Origin of the sequence: Geomicrobium halophilum (genome assembly GCF_014207655.1) — a bacterium.
Taxonomy (GTDB): Bacteria; Bacillota; Bacilli; order Bacillales; family Marinococcaceae; genus Geomicrobium; species Geomicrobium halophilum.
This window is the reverse complement of sequence record NZ_JACHHJ010000003.1, coordinates 199,316-220,596: the sequence shown is the minus strand read 5'-3', so window position 1 is coordinate 220,596 and position 21,281 is coordinate 199,316. Positions and strand designations below refer to the sequence as shown.

19 protein-coding genes are annotated in these 21,281 nt (G+C 42.3%); 17 read left to right on the top strand and 2 right to left on the bottom strand.

Annotation, left to right across the window (positions count from 1 at the left end):
- Positions 1–218: 218 nt before the first annotated feature.
- From HNR44_RS11540 to HNR44_RS11495, 10 genes are all read left to right on the top strand, one after another.
- On the top strand, positions 219–1,373 hold the full coding sequence (locus HNR44_RS11540) for a sensor histidine kinase (RefSeq protein ID WP_184404429.1): 1,155 nt from the start codon (positions 219–221) through the stop codon (positions 1,371–1,373).
- Between the two features lie 22 nt (positions 1,374–1,395).
- Positions 1,396–2,109: a response regulator gene (locus HNR44_RS11535; protein WP_184404428.1), complete on the top strand. Its 714-nt coding sequence runs from the start codon at positions 1,396–1,398 to the stop codon at positions 2,107–2,109.
- A gap of 98 nt (positions 2,110–2,207) precedes the next feature.
- Positions 2,208–3,050, top strand: coding sequence for a DegV family protein (locus HNR44_RS11530; RefSeq protein WP_184404427.1), 843 nt, complete (start codon positions 2,208–2,210; stop codon positions 3,048–3,050).
- 57 nt (positions 3,051–3,107) lie between these two features.
- Positions 3,108–4,631, top strand: a complete 1,524-nt coding sequence (locus HNR44_RS11525) for an ATP-dependent helicase ComFA (protein WP_184404426.1) — start codon at positions 3,108–3,110, stop codon at positions 4,629–4,631.
- Positions 4,628–5,329, top strand: a complete 702-nt coding sequence (locus tag HNR44_RS11520) for a ComF family protein (RefSeq protein WP_184404425.1) — start codon at positions 4,628–4,630, stop codon at positions 5,327–5,329. The genes HNR44_RS11525 and HNR44_RS11520 overlap by 4 nt, the downstream gene beginning before the upstream one ends.
- Positions 5,330–5,886: 557 nt before the next feature.
- Positions 5,887–6,141, top strand: coding sequence for a flagellar biosynthesis anti-sigma factor FlgM (gene flgM / locus HNR44_RS11515; RefSeq protein ID WP_221434288.1), 255 nt, complete (start codon positions 5,887–5,889; stop codon positions 6,139–6,141).
- 15 nt (positions 6,142–6,156) lie between these two features.
- The gene (locus tag HNR44_RS11510) at positions 6,157–6,660 is read left to right on the top strand and encodes a flagellar export chaperone FlgN (RefSeq protein WP_184404422.1); all 504 of its coding nucleotides are present in this window, start codon (positions 6,157–6,159) and stop codon (positions 6,658–6,660) included.
- Between the two features lie 21 nt (positions 6,661–6,681).
- Positions 6,682–8,157 (top strand): flagellar hook-associated protein FlgK, encoded by a 1,476-nt coding sequence (gene flgK, locus HNR44_RS11505; protein WP_184404421.1) that lies wholly within the window; start codon positions 6,682–6,684, stop codon positions 8,155–8,157.
- 26 nt (positions 8,158–8,183) lie between these two features.
- On the top strand, positions 8,184–9,062 hold the full coding sequence (gene flgL / locus HNR44_RS11500; protein WP_184404420.1) for a flagellar hook-associated protein FlgL: 879 nt from the start codon (positions 8,184–8,186) through the stop codon (positions 9,060–9,062).
- A 592-nt stretch (positions 9,063–9,654) separates the two neighbouring features.
- Positions 9,655–10,401 (top strand): response regulator transcription factor, encoded by a 747-nt coding sequence (locus HNR44_RS11495; protein ID WP_184404419.1) that lies wholly within the window; start codon positions 9,655–9,657, stop codon positions 10,399–10,401.
- Between the two features lie 128 nt (positions 10,402–10,529).
- Here HNR44_RS11495 and HNR44_RS18110 read toward each other — a convergent pair whose 3' ends face one another.
- Entirely contained in the window at positions 10,530–10,712 is a 183-nt protein-coding gene (locus tag HNR44_RS18110; protein ID WP_425489456.1) for a hypothetical protein, read from the bottom strand.
- A 573-nt stretch (positions 10,713–11,285) separates the two neighbouring features.
- Here HNR44_RS18110 and fliD point away from each other — a divergent pair.
- The 4 genes from fliD to HNR44_RS11470 all read left to right on the top strand — a co-directional run bounded on the left by fliD (position 11,286) and on the right by HNR44_RS11470 (position 14,810).
- On the top strand, positions 11,286–13,055 hold the full coding sequence (fliD, locus tag HNR44_RS11485) for a flagellar filament capping protein FliD (protein ID WP_184404418.1): 1,770 nt from the start codon (positions 11,286–11,288) through the stop codon (positions 13,053–13,055).
- Between the two features lie 16 nt (positions 13,056–13,071).
- Positions 13,072–13,488: a flagellar export chaperone FliS gene (fliS, locus tag HNR44_RS11480; RefSeq protein ID WP_184404417.1), complete on the top strand. Its 417-nt coding sequence runs from the start codon at positions 13,072–13,074 to the stop codon at positions 13,486–13,488.
- On the top strand, positions 13,488–13,844 hold the full coding sequence (locus tag HNR44_RS11475; RefSeq protein ID WP_184404416.1) for a hypothetical protein: 357 nt from the start codon (positions 13,488–13,490) through the stop codon (positions 13,842–13,844). Before fliS ends, HNR44_RS11475 begins: the two co-directional genes overlap by 1 nt.
- A 570-nt stretch (positions 13,845–14,414) precedes the next feature.
- The gene (locus tag HNR44_RS11470; protein ID WP_184404415.1) at positions 14,415–14,810 is read left to right on the top strand and encodes a DUF8042 domain-containing protein; all 396 of its coding nucleotides are present in this window, start codon (positions 14,415–14,417) and stop codon (positions 14,808–14,810) included.
- A gap of 105 nt (positions 14,811–14,915) precedes the next feature.
- On the opposite strand, the gene HNR44_RS11465 is transcribed toward HNR44_RS11470, so the two are convergent.
- The gene (locus HNR44_RS11465; RefSeq protein WP_184404414.1) at positions 14,916–15,845 is read right to left on the bottom strand and encodes a DUF6612 family protein; all 930 of its coding nucleotides are present in this window, start codon (positions 15,843–15,845) and stop codon (positions 14,916–14,918) included.
- A gap of 735 nt (positions 15,846–16,580) precedes the next feature.
- On the opposite strand from HNR44_RS11465, the gene hpf reads away from it, so the two are divergent.
- The 3 genes from hpf (at position 16,581) to prfB (ending at position 21,042) form a co-directional block, all read left to right on the top strand.
- Complete coding sequence (hpf, locus tag HNR44_RS11460; RefSeq protein ID WP_184404686.1) at positions 16,581–17,144, top strand: ribosome hibernation-promoting factor, HPF/YfiA family; 564 nt, start codon at positions 16,581–16,583, stop codon at positions 17,142–17,144.
- 222 nt (positions 17,145–17,366) lie between these two features.
- Entirely contained in the window at positions 17,367–19,889 is a 2,523-nt protein-coding gene (gene secA / locus HNR44_RS11455) for a preprotein translocase subunit SecA (protein WP_184404413.1), read from the top strand.
- Between the two features lie 48 nt (positions 19,890–19,937).
- A protein-coding gene (gene prfB / locus HNR44_RS11450) for a peptide chain release factor 2 (RefSeq protein ID WP_184404412.1) occupies positions 19,938–21,042 on the top strand; the annotation gives its coding sequence in 2 pieces (ribosomal slippage) (positions 19,938–20,009 and positions 20,011–21,042; 1,104 coding nt in all).
- The last annotated feature ends 239 nt before the right edge of the window (positions 21,043–21,281 follow it).

Sequence of the window (21,281 nt, the reverse complement as noted above, 5' to 3'; positions counted from 1 at the left end):
TTATTGTAATTCCTTTATAATGTAATTGTAATAGATGATACGTGTTAAACATGGTAACGTCAGTGGTATAAGTTTCATACTACAACTTTGGAACAATGTGTGATTTCTTGAACTTTCTACAGATGAGCCGATTAGGCTCTTAAGAATGTGCTAAAATAATCATATCGAATTGACATGTAGTGTCAAACTTGTGATTTGACTAAGGCTGGTGGTTCAGCTTGAACGACAAACAAACACTTGAGCAAATCATTGAACAAATGAAAGAAACAGTGAGAGACAGCAAAGAACAAATCTTTGAAATCTCTGAAAAAACCCGTCAAGAGTACGAGGAGTTAGAAAATGAACTAAAAGAAGTACGAAGAAAAGTCAACGAAGTTATTCAAAAAACAGATGAAAAACAGCGTCAGGCACAAATGAGTCGTAACCATCTTGCGCAAGTAAGCCGGAAATTTCAACATTTAGATAGTGAAAAAGTCCAAAAAGCCTATGATTATGCAAACGAGAAAAGAGTTGAACTTGCGCTTTTGCAAAATGATGAAAAACAATTGAGAGAACGTCGAGACCATATTGAACGTCGCCTTATACAGTTGGAAGATACAATGAATCGTGCGGAAGTACTCGTTGGCCAAGTATCTGTTGTGCACAACTTTCTAGATGGCGACTTACGTGAAGTGGGTGAGATCGTTGAAGATGCGAAAGAGAAGCAAGCTTTCGGATTGAAGATCATTCAAGCTCAAGAGGAAGAGCGGAAACGTGTGGCCAGGGAGATTCACGATGGACCTGCCCAGCTATTGGCCAATGTTCTTTTGCGGTCAGAGCTGATTGAGCGCGTATATAACAATCAAGGAGTTGCAGCTGCTTTAAAAGAGGTCCAGGATGTACGTGGAGCGATCAAATCCAGTTTAGCAGAAGTAAGACGTATTATTTATGATCTTCGCCCGATGGCACTTGATGATCTAGGGCTGATCCCAACATTAAAAAAATATCTAGGTAATTTAGCTGATCAGACTCAAGATAAGACAGATATACGTTTTATTTTACTCGGGAATGACGCTAGAATGTCCCCTGGCCTTGAAGTAGCCACATTTAGGCTTGTTCAAGAAGCTGTACAGAATGCAGTTAACCATGCAAAAGCCAAACAAATTATTGTGAAGGCTGAAATGCGTCCTAGTCAGGTGACGTTAATGATTAATGACGATGGATGTGGATTTGATATCAATGAAGTTACAGAAAATAGCTTTGGTCTCATGGGGATGAGAGAACGTGTAAATATGCTCAAAGGAGATTTGCATATCGATTCAACGAAAGGGAGAGGAACGAAAATTACCATTGTCGTTCCTCTGCATGAGACAGAAATAAAAGACAAAAAATAAACGAAGTGAAAGGGTGAGCAGGATGTTGGAACAAGATAAAATTAAGCTTATACTCATCGATGATCATAAATTGTTTCGTGAAGGAGTAAAACGGATTCTCTCCATGGAAGATGAATTTGAAATTGTTGCAGAAGGGGATGATGGAGATGCAGCTACCCAACTTGTCTCCGATTATAAGCCTGATGTTGTGTTAATGGACATTAATATGCCAGGCGTGAACGGCGTCGAAGCCACCCGAAACCTTGCGGCACAATTCCCAGATATTAAAGTATTGATTCTTTCTATCCATGATGATGAATCGTACGTGACACATGTTCTCAAAACGGGAGCTGCCGGGTATCTCTTGAAAGAGATGGATGCCGACGCTTTGATCGAGGCGGTTAAAGTTGTGGGTTCTGGCGGTGCATATATTCACCCAAAAGTTACGCATAATTTAATCAAAGAATATCGGCGTCTCGCCACAGGAGAAAGAGGGGCGCCATCTACGAATGAACAGGAAATCGGTTATAAAGAAGTGGAATATCGTAAACCATTGCACATTCTCACCCGCCGCGAATGCGAAGTATTACAACTTATGACGGACGGATACAGCAACCGGATGGTAGGTGAAGATCTCTATATTAGTGAAAAAACGGTCAAAAACCATGTTAGTAATATTTTACAGAAGATGAATGTGAATGATCGCACGCAGGCAGTTGTCGAATCGATTAAAAAAGGTTGGGTAAAAGTGCGTTAAATGAAAGGTGGACGATTCTTGGTATTGAAAGCTTCCTTGCCTCTGTTGTGAAAACATTTTATGATAGAGACATATCGATTGATGAAGAGGGGAAAGTCATGTCGAACATTGCAATTGTAACGGACAGCACTGCATACCTGGAAAAGGAAACATTAGAAGAATATGGGATTACTGTTATTCCTCTTAGTGTCGTTTTCGGTCAGGAAACGATTCAGGAAACGGAACTTACACCGGAACAATTTTACGAAAAGATGCGTGAACATCAGGAATTACCCTCGACATCCCAGCCCTCTCCAGGTGAATTTATCGAATTGTATGAGGAACTAGAAAAGACGCATGAGTCAGTTATTTCTTTTCATCTTTCGAGTGGCATTAGCGGAACACATCAGACGGCGTTAAGTGCTTCGCGATCCGTTGAAAATACGTACGTCTATCCATTTGATAGCGAGATCAGCTGTGCAGCTCAAGGTTTTTATGCCGTAGAAGCGGCAAAGCTTGCCCGAAAAGGAAAATCTGTAGATGAGATCTTTGAACAGTTAACTGGGATCCGGGAAACGTTATCAGCGTATTTTATCGTTGACGATTTAAACCACCTTTACCGAGGAGGCAGGATGAGCGGTGCCCAAAAATTCCTTGGCAGTGCCTTGCAAATCAAACCGATTCTTTATTTTAAGGACAAGGTGATTGTACCTTTTGAAAAAGTACGCACCCATAAACGTGCCCTCCGACGCGTCGTTGAATTACTCGAACAAGATGCTTTAGATGGAAGCTCGATCCGTGCAACCGTCATTCACGCGAACATCCCCGACCAAGCTGAAGAAATTCGAGACACCCTCGCAGAAAAATTTAAAAACGTCGATATTGACATTGGTGTTTTCGGCCCTGTGATCGGCACACATCTTGGCGAAAAAGCTTTGGGAATTACCTGGTACAAACAATAAAATATACCGGGCTCTTCCCCAGGGCCTTCCCATCCCCTAAATAAAAGGAGCTGACTGATGAAAGTAGTCCTCGCAATCCCTCCCAACACCCATTCTCCTCTTATACTACCTGAAACCTGTTTAAATGATGACGACCACGTACTGGCGGGACCGGTACCGATCGCGGCTTTAAAAAATCTTCCATTACCACTTGAACCTCCTGATACTGCCCCCCCTTATCATTGGCAAGAAGTACAGGCTCTTCTCAACGGACGGGCATTGTTGCCGATTGAACTCCCTTTTGGTTTTCTGGAATTACGGTCTTTCATTCGCCAAGGGTATGTTCACATGTACCCAGGTATCACCATAAGGCGTAGAAAACATTATCACTGCAGGCGATGCGGCAATCAGCAAAAGCATTGGTTTTCCAGTTACAAGTGTTCCTGGTGTAACGACTTCTGTGTCTATTGTCGGTCGTGTATCATGATGGGGCGGGTAACAACATGTACACCGCTTTTTACATGGAATGGTCCAGTTCCATCTCTTTGTACTCAGCACGAAGTTTTAGCATGGCAAGGAACTTTATCCCCTTTACAGAAACATGCAGCTGATCGCATAACAGAAACAATCATAAGTTCGAAATCATCGGAATTATTAATTTGGGCGGTTTGTGGCGCTGGAAAAACAGAAATGTTGTTTCCCGGATTTGCACATGCACTTAAGGACGGAAAGCGGGTGTTACTAGCAACACCGCGGACTGATGTCGTCTTGGAACTTATGCCCCGCCTGAAACGGGCGTTCCCGACGATAGCGTTGGCGGGTTTATACGGTGGAAGCTCAGATCGTCTCTACAACGGACAACTGGTCGTAGCAACTACACATCAAACCCGGCGCTTTCAGGATGCCTTTGATGTTGTCATCATTGATGAAGTAGATGCCTTTCCCTATCGTTATGATAAAAGTTTAGCTTATGCAGTACAAAAAGCGGCCAAAACGGATGCGGTAACGATCTATTTAACCGCAACACCGGAAGAAAGGTTAAGAAAAAGGTGTGAAAAAAAGGAAGCGATCGTACAAGTGAACCGTCGCTTTCATGGCCACCCCTTACCTGTACCTTCATTTCAATGGGCAGGAGATTGGCGTAAAGCCCTCATGAGAGGAAGAATCATTCTTGCATTTTCCGCCTGGTTCGACCATCAGCTCGAAAGCGGGAGACGTGCAGTTATATTTGTCCCAAGTGTGCAAATCGCAAGTCTATTACGCGACTGCCTTCAGAAAAAAGAAAAAAGTATTGTCAGTGTTCATGCTAGTGACCCAGATCGCAAAGAAATTGTTCATGCATTTAGGAACGGGGAAATGCCAATGCTCGTGACGACAACCATCTTAGAAAGAGGGGTCACTTTTTACGGCATCGATGTAGCTGTGCTTGGTGCAGAGGACGATGTGTTTACGGAATCTGCACTTGTACAAATAGCGGGGCGTGCGGGGAGAAGCCCAGATGATCCCCATGGAAATGTTACTTTTTTTCATTATGGTAAAACAAAGGCTATGAATCGATGCAGGAAGCAAATCTTATCGATGAATAGGATGAAAACTTTATGAAGCAAAATTACTGCCTGCGGTGCTTAGAGCCTTTGGAGGGTGCCCAAGCAAGTTGGACAGCGCTGTTATCCTGTGAGAAGAAGAACTTATGTGAAAGTTGTAGCGATAAATTTCATCGATTAGCTCCGCCTTGGTGCCTGCATTGTGCTCGTCCGCTTTCATGTACCGAAAGTTGCGGTGATTGTGAACGATGGGCGAAAACTCGACATTGGTCAGGTTTGCTTACCCGTAACATCTCGCTCTTTTCCTATAATGATTTCCTTCAAGAACTGATAAGCACCTATAAATATCGCGGGGATATTGCACTTGCGGAAGTGTTCAAAGAGCCTTTGAGGAATTTTTATCAACAATATTTTACGGGAACGACCCCCGTCCCCGTTCCTCTGAGTAAGGAGCGTTTGCAAGAAAGGGGGTTTAATCAAGCTGAAGTAATTGCAGAGTTTCTACCTGTTTCTTATAAACCTTTGCTAGTTCGGGATATTCACGAAAAGAAACAAAGCAAAGGATCCCGCCAAGATCGTCTGAGGGGCCACGTTCGACCTTTTGTTTTTAACAATCATACCGGCCCATTAACTGGTCAACACATTCTCCTGATCGATGATATTTATACGACTGGCACCACGCTACGTAAAGCTGCCCTTCCCCTATTGGAAAACGGGGCAGGACGGGTATCTTCGCTAACGATCGCACGTAGTTAAGCTTTCTTCTGAGTGTTTAGTGATTGAACAATAGCAGCTCTGCTGTCACCAAGTATATTTGCGGAGGTCATATCAAGAATCCGATCCTCAAAAGGTGAAGAGCGCAATCCCCCGAGTGGCAAACCGACCCTAGTCAGGGTCATAGTGAGTATGATGAGTGACAGTGCCTGGGATGCCGGCGGTACCGATGGCAGCCTGATATCTATAAATGAAAGCTGGATGCCATAAAATTGATGCAGGGGCGAAGCGCTGCTGGCACTAGAAAAAGGCAAATAGAAACGCAATTGCCAAAACCTCTAGAAAATGCTTCCCCCTTTGGATTAAAAAAGCCGTTAAACATTCTTGTCAGGTAGTCGATATAAAAGGTATAACATTCACTTCGTCTGAAGGCGGAGTTACAAAATTTTTGGAATGCCTCGTTTTAATATGCAGGGATTGCAATGATGATTGCGAGAAGAGATTAAGAATGTTTACAATAACGGAGAAGATATACATAATACCTATCACAATGCGCAATTCAATTCGCGAAAACGAACGAATTAGGGGGTAGTATGAGCATGAAAATCCCATCCTTTGGTCAGGTTCATCATCCATATAAACTGGCCTCAGAACAAGCAAAACAAATACAACATTCGAAAGAAGTAAAAACAGATCAGGTGGAAATTTCACAGGATTCGAAGGATATGCAAATGACTGTGGATACATCCCGCCAAGCAAAAATTGAAGCGCTTCAAAAACAAATTGATGCCGGAGAATATCAGGTGGATGAACGAGCTGTTGCCCATCGTTTTTACCAATATTGGAACGAATAAATGGGGGGACAAGAAGTGAATGAAATCAAAGCTTTGAGGAATTTGATGAAACAGCTTCGTCAACATCATGAATACTTACTAACCCTCGCTGAGCAGAAAACAACTGCAATTCGAAATTCTCATCGTAAAGCGCTCAAAGATGTGATGCTTCTTGAACAGGAGGAAGTGCGGACGCTTCGACAAATGGAAAGGGAACGAGTGCGTGTGGTTGCTCGTGTAGTTGAACAATATTGTCCCCATCTTGAGTCAACTGAGACAATGATGGATTGGCTCCCATACTTGCCCGATGGAGAGCGGACAAAGGTAGAAGGTTTTCGAGAAGAGCTTCAAACGGTCATTCAACAATTAAAAGCCCAAAATGAACTGAATCAACAGCTGTTACAGGATGGTCTTGCCGTTGTACGTGCAACACTTAAAGCTTTTTATCCCAGCGAAGATTATATTGGATATACATCATCAGCTACCGTTAGGAAGCCGGCCGTTGACGAGCGTTTTTCGGCATTCGATTCAAGAGCGTAAGTTACGAAGGGGGAGCGGAAAATGACCTCGACATTTCATGGATTACAAACGGCTTATAGAGGGTTAATGGCCCAGCAATCAGCATTAAGAACAACCGGCCACAATATTGCCAATGCCAACACTGAAGGATATACTCGTCAACGTGTGAATTTTAACGCATCGCAGGCGTTTCCAGCTCAAGGGAGGAATGCTCCCTCCATATCAGGACAAGTGGGGACAGGAGTGGATGTGGACTCGGTCCAACGTGTTCGTGAGCATTTTATTGATGCCCAGTATCGTGGTGAAAGTACAAACGCGGGTTACTGGGAAAAAAAGCTCGAATCATTAGAGCGCATGGAAGATATTATGAACGAGCAATCAGCCTCAGGGTTGTTATCAGAAGCCATGGATGAATTTTGGGGGTCGCTACATGACTTGGCGGCAAATGCTAATGATGCTAGCACCAGAGAAGTCGTTGTCCAGCGAGCGAAAGCGTTAACTGATACATACAACCATATGATGGAATCTCTTGAAGAGGTGCAGCGCGGGATAAAGAATGAGATCGATATCTCGACGAATGTTATAAATGGGCTTATCGAGCAAGTTCATGTGTTAAATAAAGACATTATTCAAGTAGAAGCACAAGGTCAAGTCCCGAATGATCTTTATGATCAGCGTGATCGAGTGGTGGATGAACTGTCCGAGTACATAGGTATTGAAGTCGTCAATGAAGAACCTGTAGATCATGCACATCCTGCTGCTGAAGGTAACATATCGATCTATGCAATTGATAACGGCGGAAATCGATTCGGCTATGAAGCAGCGATTGTGGATGGTAAAGGAGAAAGCGACCCTTTTCTTTTACATGTAGAAACAAATGGTAATAATGGTTCGGTGTCAAGCATCAGTTTTGGTGAAGATTCCATAGATTTTTTAGGGAACCATAACGGTAAACTTGGAGCTCTTGTTGATGCTTATGGTTATAAAGAAGATGAGAAAGTTATGGGGGATTACCCAGAGATGCTCGGGAAGCTAGAGGATATGATGGGGAGGTTCATTGATGATTTTAATAAAGCTCATCACGAGGGAACTGATTTAAATGGAAATAAAGGGCTTGATTTCTTTATCTTCGCTGAGGAAGGTATACATATCAATGAGGACATTATGGATGATAGGAGCCTCATCGCCGCTTCCGAGAATAAAAACCCCGGTGATGGATCCAACGCATTGAACCTAGCCAACGTCAAAGGAAACTCCGGCATCGAATCCGAATACCAAAGCTTGATTGGTGAAGTGGCTGTCGGTGTAAATGAAGCACGCCGCATGTATGAGAATTCTGCAATCCGCCGAGATACGATGGAGGTGAATCGGCAATCGGTAAGTAGTGTTTCACTCGATGAAGAAATGATAAATATGATTCAATTTCAACATGCATATAACGCAGCATCCCGGAACATTACGGTGATTGATGAAATGCTCGATACGGTTATCAACAAAATGGGGATTGTCGGCCGCTAGATCTAGGTGAGAAAAGGGGAAACAACATGCGGATAACACAATCAATGATTTCAAATCAAACTCTAGGCAATATTCAAAATAACTATGGTGAGCTTTCCAAATTGCAAGAGCAAATTTCCACGGGAACGAAAATTAGCCGCCCCTCTGAAGATCCAGTTTTGGCCACAAATGCGATGCGTTATCGTACAGAATTACGGGAGATCGACCAATTCCAACGGAACACTTCTGTGGCGAATTTATGGATGCAAAGCTCAGATAACGCTCTTTATACAGTTAACCAAACCATACAACGAATCCGGGAAATTACAGTGCAAGCCTCGAACGATACGTATGACCAAGCTCAACGGCAAGATATGGCTGAAGAAGTAAAGCAGCTCATTTCACACATTGAAGACTTGGCTAACACAAAAGTGAACAATAACTACATATTCAATGGAACGGATGCGACAAACCCACCGGTAAATCTTGATACTCAGGAATTTCCTGATCACACAGACTTGTTGAACGTCGAACTGATGAACGGTGTGGAGGTACCGATCAATGTAAATGCTGATCAATTGTTTCGTGCAGAAATGTTTAGGGATTTACAAGAATTAGAAAGGAACCTCCGTGATCCGGAGACATCTGATAGAGAACTCGATGATTTTTTAAGAACAATTGATGGGCATTTGGATGAAGTATTGCGTACGGAAGCTCAACTCGGTGCTCGTATAAACCGGGTCGAAATGATTGAAGATCGTTTGTCTGAACAGAAAGAAATTGCTACGAAAGTAATGTCGGACAATGAAAATGTTGATATGGCGGCAGTTATTACCGATCTTATTACACAAGAAAGTGTACATCAAGCCGCACTTTCAGCGGGGGCACGCATCATACAGCCGAACCTGATTGACTTTTTACGTTAGTCTAGCATGGAGCAAACCATTCGGGTTTGCTTTATTTTTTAGGGAGGGAAAATATGATAAAGGTTTAGAGTTTTGAAACCAAAAAAGAAAAAATCCATTTGATGCTCATTTAGATGATGGCAAATGCAGGGTTACGAATGGAGTTTCCAAAGAAAAAGGGGTTAGGATTTACAATTCTCTCGGGGCATCACCCCTAACGGGGTTATTATGGAATTGGGATAATAATACTAATATTAGTTGCTTTATTTATTGGATTCTTTTTTGAACCTTTACCTTATTAATCGAATCGAAAGTCTTGTCTTTTCATGATTTTCTCATACGAAATGTTCTTCTTTTTCAAGGATCGTCTGCTGTGGAGGAGGATTAAAATCGTTAAAATCGTCACAATTCGTAGTCATTCTATATACATGTAATCATTTTTCTTTTTTGTAATGATTATTGTCCCTTGCCGGTCTATGCAATTATTGATAATCTTGTATATAATGGAAAAGGTTTCCGTATAAATATCAATGCTAAAGTCATGCTCATTTTTAATTCGTTTTATTAAATAAACGTTTGTTTAATCTGTACATTATGAAGGAGTGGACCAGTGATGACGAGCATGACACGAAATCGCACAGGGGGTAGTGCTTTGATCTTAAACCCGTTTCTATGGCTGCAATTAGGTGGAAAGAGAAATGATGAATTTCTACTAACTGCACTTAGTTCAAGTGGTTACAATACAGAATTTCATGAATATTTACCAGAAGAGAGACCTAAGAGTAGAAATGGGGTCGTTTTATTATCAAAGAATGAAAGTTTTCGTTTGTTGGAAAGCGACCTATTACATAATTTATCAACCTATTATCGTGTCTGTGCAGTAGTACCGGAACAGGCACCTGAACTACTTAAAAAAGTCGTTCAATCAGAAGTAACAACCTTATTCTCAATCAACCAATCATCCCGAAAGATTGCCCAACACCTTTCTGTTGCGAGCATGTATTCAACATATGTAGATCCCCTTTTACAGACGGAACTGGTAAAGGCGTTAAGAACCTATTATGATATGAAAACAGATAAGCCTTATTCCGTCGACGAAGAGAATGAAGATACGCTTTACTTGGATTATGCAAAAGCTTCAGTACGTTTAACGGCTTCAGAGTGCCGCGTTTTGGACGCGATTCTCAAAGGAAAAAGTAACCGCCAAATCGCAGAGGACGACTTTTTATCCGTCTCTACTGTCAATAATCACGTCAGCCAGTTAACGAGAAAAATCGAGGCGAATGACCGTACACATGCAGTAAAACGGGTCATTGAATTAGACTGGTTACACTATGGTTATTTAGCGACTGAGAAATAGCGAAATCACCCAGCCTGTACGTTGCAATTGTTTCTGCAATGAATACGGGCTTTTGTTTTACAATGATGCATTGCGGGTCGTGAGAGTAAAATTCGCTAAAACCCTTATTGAGCTTTGAAGCTTGGATTTTAGAGATACGATGATAAAAGACCCGGAAACACTCGAATGACGTAAACCAGATGTTGGGAGTGCGCATAAATTTGCAGACTATTGATGGGAAGTGGTACCTTTTTTGATATTTCCGTTTTGTAACGTACGGCTTGAACCCTTCCTTCAAAGGACCAACCCCCGTCTAAACAGGATCGGCGAATAATTTGTAATGTCTCTCATGATCGTTAAGTACCGCTTGTTTACGTTCATATATTAAAAGAACCTTCTCCTTTAGGTAAAATCGCCATCGTCTTTTCAGTCACTCGATCCCCCGTTATCCTCAATTTCATTTCAGCATGAGATATTTCTCCCTATTCCATTGTTTTTAATTCATTATAATAGATAAATAGTCTTATTAAAAGTGGTGCTATCAAAATAAAGGCCCAAATATTCCAGAGTAAACATACTAAAAGGTATTCATTCAGCAGCATAAAGAATTGATTAGTCATCGATGAAGGTTTTTTCTAATAGATTCGTTAAAGATTGGTATATAAAAACCGATATAATAAGAAAGAGACATACACGCTCAAGAGTTTATTCAGGATGATTTCGTCCGCCAACCTCCATTGGGGGAGTTAGCGGACGATGATTTCCCTAATACTATGTTTAAGAAGAACCATTTCTTCTCTTCATGTAAGGAATCGGGTAGCATCTAGCTTGTGTTCCGAGAGCTTAAGCCTTTTCAACCGACTCGGCTATTTTTTGATACGTACTTATTGACGAGGTGACAAAACATGAGAGTGATGGGTATGGTTTCAGGTATGGATATTGAGCAGATGGTTACTGATTTAATGCAAGCTGAGCGTGTCCCACGAGATAGGTATGAACAAGAGCAAACCTTTAAAGGTTGGCAGGTGGAAGCCTACCGGGAATTGAATACACAGGTAAGCTCGTTCGACGATAAAGTATTTGATAATCTTTTAACTCCGAGCAGTTTTCTTTCGCGTACAGGATCCTCGTCCAATAGTGATATGGTATCGGTGACTTCCTCTTCTGGCACCGGCCATTCGCAATATACAATTTCGGGGGTAGAGCAGTTGGCGCGTGCGGCCACGACTCACAGCACAGACGCTATTAGTGTTGAAAATAACGGTTTTGGTGCTTCGCAGTCATTAGGCGACATTGATAGCTTGGAGTGGAAAAAGGGGACCGTTCAGACGGATATCGTTCGTGGGGATGGCAAGACAACGTCTTTCTCATTCGGTGAAGGAGATGATATGAACCGTGAACACCCGATGATCGTACGTGTGGATGGAAAGACTTATGAAATCGTTATGGATGAAGATCCAAGCGAGGGGCAGGTTTACCTTGAACCTGATGAACAAGTGCTCACTTTCACTGAACCTGTTGCAAACGGTACTCGGGTTGAAGTTGAATATGTTGATAATGACACCGATGGGCGTTTCATGTTTGCTGGTATGAAAACCTATAGTAATGAGGGAGGGCCAGTTCGCCACGAAGACTTTATTACCGAAGAAGATAGCCTGCAAAATGCCCTCAATACCTTCAATAATAGTGAAATCGGTATTAATGCCTTTTATGATGAGTATACCGATCAAGTTTCTGTTTCCCGGACGGAAACGGGGATTTTTTATCAGGCCGGAGAGGGCAACAGTGAAATGACGTTCGAAGGCGATTTTTTTACCGACTTTCTCAAATTAGATAATAATCTAGATCAAGGGGCGCTAAATGCCGAGTTTACAGTGAACGGCATGAGAACAGAACGACAATCGAACACGTTTTCCATTGGAAATCTAACCGTGACGCTGGAAGATGAATTCGAACAGGAGGTTATGGTTTCCTCTTCGATTCATACAGATTTGATCGTAGAAAATATACAGGAATTTGTTGATACATATAACGAGTTGGTGGAGAAGGTTCATGGTCAACTGATGGAAACGAGAAACCGTGATTATCCACCGCTTACTGATCAACAACGCAATGAACTGTCTGAATATGAGGCAGAGCTTTGGGACGAACAGGCCCAGCGTGGACTGCTCAGTCAAGATCGTCAATTAGGGAATTTTATGAGTCAGATACGTTTGAACCTTTATGCAACAGTGGATGTGGAAGGTTCAGACATTAATCATTTAAGTGACTTGGGGATCACCACGTCCAATGATTTCCGGGAGAATGGCAAGTTGAACATTGATGAAGTAAAACTGCGTTCAGTTGTTGAAGGTGATCCTGAAGGAGCATTTAAACTTTTTTCCCAGGCAGAAGACGGTATTGCCCAGAATTTACGAGCAACCTTAAGTCATATGGGAGAAGCGATTTCCCAGCAAGCCGGAGGTTCCAATGGCCGCAGCCAGCCTCATCAATTTGTGATTGGACGTGAAATGAATCAACTAGAAGATCGTATGAAGGATTTTGATCGACGTCTAGATGAAAAAGAAAATCGTTATTATCGTCAATTTTCTCAAATGGAGCAGGCAATCGCCCGAGCAAATGAGCAAATGGGGATGCTGATGAACTTCATGAGCGGTGGAAATCATATGATGTGAAGGGGAGAAAATAGAGATGAAGTTTCCTAGTGTAGGGACAGCTCAACAGCAAAACGTGTATAAGCAAAATTCGTTTCAAACAGCATCACCTGGGGAATTGACTTTAATGCTGTATAATGGGTGTCTCAAATTCATTCGACTCGCCGAAGGGGCACTCGAAAGTCGTGATTATGAAGCTACAAACGTGAATATCACAAAAGCGCAAAAGATTATCCGAGAGCTCATGGTAACATTGCGAATAGAAGATGAGACAACACAGCAAATGCTTCAACTATATGATTTTGCATATGATGCGCTTGTACGTGCAAACGTACACAACGATGTTAAAGCCCTTAAAGAGGCAAAGAGTATCATCAATAGCTTTCGTGATACTTGGCTTGAGGTTATACAGATCGACCGTAAACATCGTTTTGCCTCGGGTGCGCACGTATAATGTCAACGCTTGATTCCATTTATAATGCAACACAGCAATTATCTGAACATCTAGAACATCCGCTCCCAAATAAGGATGATGCTAGGAGTGATTACCTTGATATCATTGATTTTTTATTAGAAAAACGCGCGTTGAAGCTCGCAACCCTAGTGATAAATGAAGGAGAGAAGAAACAGGCCCAGTTTTATGAAATTGCAGCAATGAATGAAGTAATCGAAAAAAAGATTAAGGGGGTAAAAGCGGAGATTGGTCGAGACTTGCAACAAACCCGCATGCAACAAAGCGCTGAAACGAAGTACATATATTCGTATAATGCACCCTCTGTGGAAGGTTTATATTTTGATAAGAAGAATTGAGAGTATCAAGAACATGGCGAAAACTTGTCATGTTCTTTTTGTGCAAAGGCTTGTAATAGAGGATGAAAAACATCGAATGTAACAATCGTTTTTCTTTCTTGACTCAACCCTCGATCCCTCTTGGTAATGCGTCTTGTATTTCTGGGGTTTTAATAAGATACGTGAGACCCCACGTCCGATAGGGGTTTAGATGTTCGTCTTAATGATCCTATCCATCTATTATCATGTCTGAGTACTTTGTTTCTGCTAAAATTATAGGGAAAGCAATTTTCGGCCTACTTCAGGGTTACTTTTTACGTTAAATAAACGTTTAATGAAACGAAGTGGGAGAATAAATCATAAAAGTGCGTGTTCAAAAAGGAGGATAACAAGAGCCGAGTAGCCGACAAGACGTAGCTTCGAGCATCCTGTTTGCACCACGAAAGCATTCACATCTCACCGAAGGACAAGTGGGTTTGTTTTTCGAGGATATGATCTTCATACGTGAGGAGCTTTAGAAGCAAGACGACGAAGAGATACGAAAGCTATTTTCCCGGACTTTTTGAACAACCTTTAAAAGGAGCAGCTGATATGGAATCATTAACAGCAAAACAATATCGCTTCATCCGCCGTTATTATGATTGGATGGAAACGGTTATTGAAGGTTTGCAGACGGTTATACAATTTTATCGGGATCAACATGAAGAGCAAGGAGACCGCTTATTAAGTGACATGCTCGCGGGTTTTGAAAGGTTTGGCGAAGATAATCTGACGATGCACGTTGTGTTTGGTCAGCAGGAAGATCGGGTGCGGGAATGGAATCAGTTTCAACAGGAAGTCTATGCTGCTCAGAACATTCCTGCTAATTCTGATCCTATGAATAAAATCGCTCAAATGACAAAAACGGTGTTGCCTGCTTTTCAACGTTGGCAAATGATCGTTCAATCCGCTCTTGACGACGTACAAAGCCAAAAGCCTGATGCTTAGGAGGCAGCAGGCTTTTTAGGAATGAGGCAATTCGACTTTTAGAGACCCTCAATCTGCGGGAAGTAGCTGTCAGCCAGCGGAAATCATATCAGCTAACAGGGCAACTTACTCTTCTTCTGCTCCCGCCCCGGGTTCTGGATCTAATTCTTGCTCGACATTAATTTCTTCAGCATCTTCTATAACTTCTTCAGGGACGGTGATCTCATTAATTTCATTGAATGACTCGTAAGTAGTGGAAATGATTTGCTGGGAGGTAACGCTTTCCCCTTCTTCTACCTCAATGTTCATGTCAACATTTGCATTGAACTCTTGATAATAGTGCGTCTCTTTATCGATAACAATTTCATAAATGACTTCATTCACATCAACAACCGACATAATGTCGTCGATAATCATCCCCATGCCGTTATCATGATTTTCCATTATTGACATGGCAACTTCCAACATTCCTTCATCATGGCCTCTTACTGTAATCGTATAGTGATCTTCATTTTCCTCAATCTCCAAGCTATCGGTATCTAACTGAGTTGTAAGCATTTCTAAATATTGTTCGGGGTTTTGTTGATACTCAGATAATCCCCTGATATCTGATTCTACATCTGCTGGGAATTTAACCCATTCATCAACGTGAGTGAAAAAACCTTCCTCAGTAAAATATGTTTCCATGTGTATCTCTTCATCATTGTCTTCATCAACCATTGTCGTATCTTCGTAATATGCGAATGGTTCCGTAGTTACTTCATTCTCTGACTCGGTTTTTGTTCTGAATCCTCCACCATTGAAATGAACTTCCTGTATGGTTTCCATACGGAGGGCGAAGCTATATACTTCGCTCATCGCTTCAACGGATCTTTCTAGAATTTCTTCTGCTCCTGGATCCCCTTCTGTTTCTGAATCGCCTATTTCCTCGTGTTGCTCGCCGTTATCGTTGTCAGCTGGAATATTACCCGCTTCTTCTTCGGGCTGCTGTTGACCATTACAGGCGCATAATAATAGCGTTACATATAGTAGTGGAAAGCAGTACTTAAACTTCATTCCATTCACTCCCAAAATATATCTATCTATATTTTATCATAGGATGTTTTATTCTGCCTTATGAAGTCTATGGAGGATCACGACCCGAAGAAAAAGGTAAAGAGGCTCAGGGAAATGTTAGAAGAAAATCCGGGAGAAGGTTTTGTTACGGGGGGTTGAGGGGGCGTGATCCTATCGTATGATTTAGTGAACCATACCCTCATCGTTTTGCCAAACGACTGTTTTTTAATAATCAACATCCATTCGACAAATATTGCTATTAAGGTATTGTAAATACGTGATCTAACATAAAAAACGGGTTTTCCATTATTTGATTTTTGCAAAATTTAGTGCAAGAAAAGTGCTTTATAAAGTCGGGAAAATAACTATGTGTACTGGGGGTCTCCGGCTACCGTGTCGTTGAATAACGAGGGGTTACTTATGTAGCGGTCAGCTTGTGTCAGAGGCTGAAACCTGCGTAGCGAGAATGAACTTGGGTATGTTTATGAATGTTAAAGGTGATTTTTGAGCAGGGTAAGAAAAGATGTGGTTCATTGTGAAAATTAGCAGCAAAGAAGGAGGGGTTTATAGAATCGCACTTCTAATTAAGAAACCGTTTCATAAAAATAATGATGCACCTTATATACAACTGCAATTGTAAACATAAAATTCAGTTTGTCAAAATTTTGTCGTTTTAGCAGGGATATAAAAGAGGAATATAGAAGGTATAGACACCTGAAAGGAGGAGTTTGGATGATGAATTACAATATCCGTGGCGAAAACATGGAGGTAACACCATCATTACGAGACTATGTGGAGAAAAAGATTGGCAAGGTAGAGAGGTATTTTGATACCCCGCCGGTTGCTGAAGTTCACGTCAAAATGCATTCTCAAAATACGCAAAATAGCATTGAGGTGACGATTCCCATGTCTCGACTTCTTCTACGTGCCGAAGAGGATCACCAGGATATGTATGCGGCCATTGATCTCGTCGTAGAGAAGCTAGAAAGACAAATCCGTAAGCATAAAACGAAAGTGAACCGTAAGTTCAGGCAAAGTGGTACGAAAGACGTTTTCAAAAACGAAATGGGTGTCACACAATTAGAAAACGGCTGGACAACGGATGAGAATGAATCAGAAGTGGATCTTGTACGAACGAAGCGTTTTAATCTCAAACCAATGGACGCAGAAGAAGCAGTTTTGCAAATGGATATGCTTGGCCACTCCTTTTTTGTTTTCTCAAACGCAGTTAATGGTGATACCAATGTGGTCTATCGAAGAAAAGATGGACGCTATGGTTTAATTGAACCCGAAGCATAAAAATGTACACACTATAAGGCCCCCATCAGCTCAGATGGGGAGCTTTTTTCATGAGCGGATTTTTCTTTTATTTATTACGTTTGGGCAGTTTCGTCGTTTGTAACAATGGGGACAAATTGATAAAATAGATTATACTGTAAAGAAATCACATGGAATGAAGAATCTCAAAAGCGTTAAGGTTTACCAACCATCAATGAAGCGTGAGAGGACGATGATTGTAGAATGATCGGTTTAATAAAAAAGGTCATTGGTGATACTGACCAACGCAAGACGAAAAAAATGCAAAAAACCGTAAATGAAATTGAAGGTTATGCTGATGAAATGAAGTTACTTTCAGATTCAGATTTGGCCGCGAAAACAAATCAATTCAAGTCCCGGTATGAGGACGACGAGGATTTGGAAAGCATCTTGCCTGAGGCTTATGCCGTGGTACGTGAGGCATCTACCCGCGTTTTGGGAATGACCCCTTATCCTGTACAGCTTATGGGGGCGATTGTGCTTCATCATGGTGACACAGCTGAAATGAAAACCGGGGAAGGGAAGACGCTTGTTGCCACAATGCCCATTTATCTAAATGCCTTGACTGGAAAAGGCGTTCACGTCGTCACGGTAAACGATTATCTGGCACGTCGTGACAGTGAGGATATGGGCCGACTTTACGAATTTCTCGGCTTAACCGTGGGCATCAACGAAAAAGGTATGTCAAAAGAGGAGAAGCGAGAAGCTTATGCCTGTGATGTCATATATGGAACGAATAATGAGTTCGGCTTTGATTATCTACGTGATAACATGGTGCTCTATAAGGAGCAAATGGTACAACGTGAGCTTCATTTCGCAGTCGTTGATGAAGTCGATTCGATTCTCGTTGACGAGGCGCGGACACCACTCATCATTTCTGGCTCCGTTGAACAATCGACAGATATGTACTTAAAAGCCGATAGTTTCGTGCGGCTGTTAGATGAAGATGAGGATTACACGTATGAAGAAAAATCCAAAAATGCGCGCCTAACCGAAAAAGGTGTGAACAAAGCTGAAAACTACTTTAAGATTAACAATCTGTTCGATCAAGGAAATGTGCAGCTCACTCATCTGATTAACCAATCGCTTAAAGCGCACCGTGCCATGAACCGTGATGACGATTACGTTGTCGAAGATGGTAATGTTGTTATTGTTGATCAGTTTACCGGTCGTCTTATGAAAGGCCGTCGCTACGGAGATGGCCTTCATCAAGCCATTGAAGCGAAAGAGGAGCTCCCGATTCAAAAAGAGAGTATGACCCTTGCTTCGATCACATTTCAAAACCTCTTTAGAATGTACCAAAAACTTTCTGGTATGACGGGGACGGCAAAAACAGAAGAAGAGGAATTCCGTAATATTTACAATATGAACGTGATTTCCATTCCAACGAATGAACCGATTATGAGAGAAGACAAAGCTGATCTTATATATAAAACCCAGGATGCTAAGTTCAAAGCAGTTGCCGATGATATTAAAGAACTTTATAAATCTGGACAGCCAGTTCTCGTCGGTACAGCCAGTGTTGACACGTCGGAACATGTTTCTGGATTGTTAAAGAAAAGGCGAGTCCCTCACCACGTCTTAAATGCGAAAAATCATGCGAATGAAGCAGAAATCATTAAAAATGCAGGGCAAAAGAATGCCGTGACGATTGCAACGAACATGGCCGGCCGCGGTACAGATATTAAATTAGGTGAGGGAGTTCCAGAGTTAGGCGGTCTCTTTGTCATAGGTACAGAGCGGCATGAAAGCCGACGGGTCGACAATCAGTTGCGCGGTCGTTCTGGCCGTCAAGGAGATCCGGGTGCGTCTCAATTTTATTTATCGATGGAAGACGTATTGATGCGCCGATTTGGCTCTGAAAACATGCAGGGAATGCTTGATAAATTAGGCATGGAAGAGGACAGTCCGTTGGAGAGCCGTCTCGTTAGCCGGGCTGTTGAACAAGCGCAAAAACGAGTAGAAGGTCATAACTTCGATTCACGGAAACAGATTCTTCAATATGATGATGTCATGCGGGAACAGCGGGATATTATCTATAAACAGCGCATGGACGTTTTGGAATCCGAGAATTTACAAGAGATTGTACTAGGAATGATGAAGAGCGTCGTAGAGCGGACGATCGCGCGCTTCACACCCGAAGAAGAGGTTCCTGAGGACTGGGACATTGGGGGTCTTATTGCTGAACTGAACTCAACCGTGCTTTTTAACGGTGACGTCACCCAGAATGATTTGTATGGGTTAGAGCCTGAGGAAATTCAGGAGTTAGTTTACGGACAAGTAGAGGCGAATTACAAAGCGAAGGAAGCAGAGATCGGCGAAGAGAAAATGCGCGAGTTTGAGAAAGTCATTATGCTGCGTGCGGTTGATCGCAAATGGATGAACCACATTGATCAGATGGATCAGCTTCGACAAGGTATTCACTTAAGGGCGTATGCGCAGAACGATCCTCTGCGTGAGTATCGCTTTGAAGGCTATAACATGTTCGAAGACATGGTTGCAAGCATCGAAGAAGAAGTGTCACGTTACGTTATGAAATCTCGTATTCGCAATAACATCCAACGTGAAGCGGTTGCCGATGAAAGTCAATCACAAGCAGTTCATGGCAATAACAACAAAGAAGAAGACAAGAAAAAAGAGCCTGTCCGGAAAGTGAAAGAAGCAGGCAGAAATGACGCATGCCCGTGTGGCAGCGGTAAGAAATACAAACATTGCCATGGAGCCTAAAGTTGACTTCTTGACAGTCTGTTTGGAAATATTAAGAGGTGAGTTCGTATGGATAGTGCAGAAATTAAAAATGAATTAGCGACAATGACGAGCCGTTTAGCGGATTTCAGGGGGTCTCTTTGACCTCGAAACAAAAGAAGACAGGATTAAAACCCTTGAAGAGGAAATGACCATTCCTGGATTTTGGGATAACCCGGAGGCCTCCAAAAAAGTCATTGATGAGATAAATGCCCTAAAGGATACCGTGCATACATTCCGTGAACTAGAAGAAGGGCTCGATAATTTAAAGGTTACCGAAGAACTATTACAAGAAGAAGCAGATGAGGAATTACGGGTGGATCTGGAAAATGGTATTCGCGAGCTGTCTGAGCGAATTAACCAGTACGAACTCCGAATGTTGCTATCCGATCCTCATGATCAGAAAAACGCGATTCTTGAACTCCACCCAGGTGCAGGTGGTACGGAGTCGCAAGACTGGGCAGAAATGCTTCTGCGTATGTATACGCGTTGGGCGGATAAACGGGGATTCAAGGTGGAGACACTCGATTATTTACCCGGAGACGAAGCGGGTGTTAAAAGTGTCACTCTTATGATCTCTGGACAGGATGCTTACGGGTACTTGAAGGCGGAGAAGGGAATCCATCGTCTCGTACGTATTTCTCCTTTCGACTCATCCGGGCGCCGACATACTTCGTTTGCTTCTTGTGAAGTCATGCCAGAAATGGATGACGATGTTGAAATTGATATCTCAAACGAGGATTTGAAAGTAGATACGTACAGGGCGAGTGGTGCAGGCGGTCAACATGTCAATACCACAGACTCTGCTGTGCGCATTACCCACGTTCCAACGAACACGGTAGTTCAGTGCCAAAATGAACGTTCGCAAATAAAGAATCGTGAACAAGCGATGAAGATGTTAAGAGCAAGGCTATATCAGCAAGAGCTTGAGCGCCAACAAAAGGAAATCGATGAATTGCGTGGCGATCAGGGTGAAATTGGCTGGGGGAATCAAATTCGTTCCTATGTGTTTCATCCATATAACATGGTGAAAGATCACCGCACCAATTATGAAGTTGGCAATACAGGTGCTGTTATGGATGGGCACATTGACACGTTTATTGATGCCTATTTACGAGCGACGATGAAAAGATAAAGGTAGAGCTGCCCATTATGAGTGGGCAGCTCGATTTGTACGGGGGTCAACCGGAATTTACCCAACGTATTTTAGATATGATTCATATTTCCGATAGAACAGGGGAAAATATAGTTAGCCATTTTAAATCGAATCGACCGAGGTGACCGGAAGGTGCTCGGCGGGCACTTTCATTCCAATAAGTACCTAACCATGGTTTAAAATGGATGAATTCGTGTATAATAAACGGGACCGTGTTG